Source organism: Piscinibacter defluvii (assembly GCF_004011805.1).
Lineage (GTDB): Bacteria > Pseudomonadota > Gammaproteobacteria > Burkholderiales > Burkholderiaceae_C > Piscinibacter > Piscinibacter defluvii.
In genome coordinates, this window is the sequence record NZ_RCHJ01000092.1 from 1 (window position 1) to 2,272 (window position 2,272).

Here is a 2,272-nt window from a genome sequence, read left to right on the forward strand (position 1 = left end):
ATCGGCCTCGCGGCCCAAGCGCCACGCCGGTGGCGTCCGCTCAGCTCAAACGTTAGGCCTCGCGTACGGACGGTTGATCACTACCGACGTCGAAAATGCAACCCCATCGCCCCATAGCAGCCGCTGCCCTGCTTGCCTATGCGTCCTTAGTCAGCGCATCGGAACCGGCCTTTGGTGAGCTTCCAGCCGGCTCGGTCAGCACCTCCGAGACACGCGACGTCAGTGCTGAAATATGCCGGGATCATCTCTTCGATCCGATTGCAGTGGCCGCGAGGCTTCCTGCAGGATACAGACTGACTACCGCAACTCGCTCAGCCAGCAAGGATCGGGCACTCGCGGCGCTACTTCTGAAGAACCCGGCGCTTGGCGAGTATGCGATAGGTACCCTCTGCTTCGTCTCCGCGGGAAGACTTTCGGTAGACGGCGCGACCGTGGAAGCAGAGCCTCCTCTGCTACTGGCGTTCTGGTGGGCGGCTGCAGAAGGACCTCGGCATGCGCGAATGCGCGGCAAGAACGCATGGGTCCAAGTCGGCAGTTGGTACTCGCCCGCCATCAAGAGCCGGGCCGCAGTACTGGAAACGGACCCGATGGCAGAGTTCGTGGATATCCAGGTCGAGCTAGTTGGCGCCGACCGATGGCGTGTTCGCTTGGCCCTGCCGAGCGAGACTGTCACAGGGGAGATCACGAGTTCGGACAGGTCCGAGCCGTCGCGCGCCGAGCAGCCGGGCTACATGTCCGTCCCCATGAGCGGTCGCGCTGCGGACTACTTCTCCGTCTACACCTACTTCGGCCACCGCCATCACAATGCGCGGGGCGAATGGAAGGCAACTGGCACCGGTGTATTCAGTGGAGCCTTCTTCATCGAAGGCGAGGCCGCTGTGTTTGGTACGCAATTCCAATCCGGTTGGCAGGCGCGGTCCGGTTTGTACAGGTTCTCTTCGCAGTAACGGCTCCAGCGACGAGGCCTAACCCTTCGCTCGAGAGGGACCTCCGCCGGCAAGGCACTTGGCCCGCGAGGCAGTCATTCTTATCATCCGCCTCGCGGGCCAAGTGCCCTCCCGGCTACGGCCCCTCAGCTCAAACGTTAGCCGTCACAGTCACCACGGCATTGCCGCCGCCGCGAGGAGGAACTTCAATGAGTCCCGCCCGACTGCTTTCACTGGCGCTGGCTCTTGTCGCCGCGGTGGCAGGTCCGACGTGTGCGCACGCGCAACCGACCGCGTCGAACGCATCCGTAGCAGGCACTTGGCTCGTCACTGTCTCAGGTGAGTCGAACACGCGGACGTTAATCATCCCCGAACCGACTGCCGCTGAATCCGGCGTGCTCACCGGAGCCCTCTATGGATTGTCTGGGGGAAATCTGCCGCCTGTCGAAGCGCGCCTCATCAAGACACCCTCAACTCGCCAACTCCGTATAGTCACCCAAGCCAGTAGCCTCATTGAGGCCGTCGAGCAAGACAACGGCACGTTCAAGGGCACCTTCACGACTAAGGGTGGCTCGGTGCGCGACGTCACCATTTCACGAGTTCTCGACGGGAAGCTTCCGCAAGCCCTGCCGAAGAAGGACCTTGTTGCAATGGTTCCCCTAGACCCCAGCACGCCAAGCGAATGCGCTGCCTTCTACGGGGAGTGGGTAGGCACTTGGTCAGTGGGCGGAGCTGGTGACGTCCGCTTTCGCGTTCCCGAGGTCACGTACGCTGAAGGGAAGTGCAGAATCCGCTTCTCTTACTCCAGCGCTCGCGTTGCAGTGCCTGACGCCCGAGAGACGGCTGAGTTCACAGACTCTTCGTTTTCCTACCTCTGCAACAAGAGTACCAATGGAACCTGCGTGTTCAGCTTCTCTGGAAGCGATCTGTGGGTGAACTACAAGAACCTCTCTGGTGGTACCAATTCAGCGGTACTCAAGAGATCAGCGAACTGAAGGTATCGATCGCGAGTGACGGCTAACCCTTCGCTCGAGCGGACCTCCACCGGCAAGGCACCTGGGCCGCGAGGCGCCCATGGTCTATGCTGCGCCTCGCGGCCCAAGTGTCTTGCCGGCGGCGGCTCGCTCAGCTCAAACGTTAGGCCGCACGACCACCAGCATGTCCGTCCCCGCGCACTTGCTGCCGTTCTGGGCTCAGTTCGCCCAAACCACCAAGCTAGCTGACGACTCACGCTTCTACGAAGCCTTCTTCTTCGGCGATAGCGAGGCACTGGCCAACGAACTCGCCGAGCTCGTACTTCGCGGCGCCAAGCGAGCTACGGCGGGGTCACTGTGGTCGTTCGAGGC

2 protein-coding genes and 1 pseudogene are annotated in these 2,272 nt (G+C 62.0%); all 3 read left to right on the forward strand.

Annotated elements, in window-relative coordinates; genetic code table 11:
* The first annotated feature begins 500 nt into the window (after window positions 1-500).
* Window positions 501-947 (forward strand): hypothetical protein, encoded by a 447-nt coding sequence (locus D9C15_RS32980; protein ID WP_128003688.1) that lies wholly within the window; start codon window positions 501-503, stop codon window positions 945-947.
* A 188-nt stretch (window positions 948-1,135) separates the two neighbouring features.
* Window positions 1,136-1,921 (forward strand): hypothetical protein, encoded by a 786-nt coding sequence (locus D9C15_RS32985; protein ID WP_128003689.1) that lies wholly within the window; start codon window positions 1,136-1,138, stop codon window positions 1,919-1,921.
* A 163-nt stretch (window positions 1,922-2,084) separates the two neighbouring features.
* Window positions 2,085-2,272, forward strand: a pseudogene (locus tag D9C15_RS33840) (ASCH domain-containing protein); the annotation flags it as partial.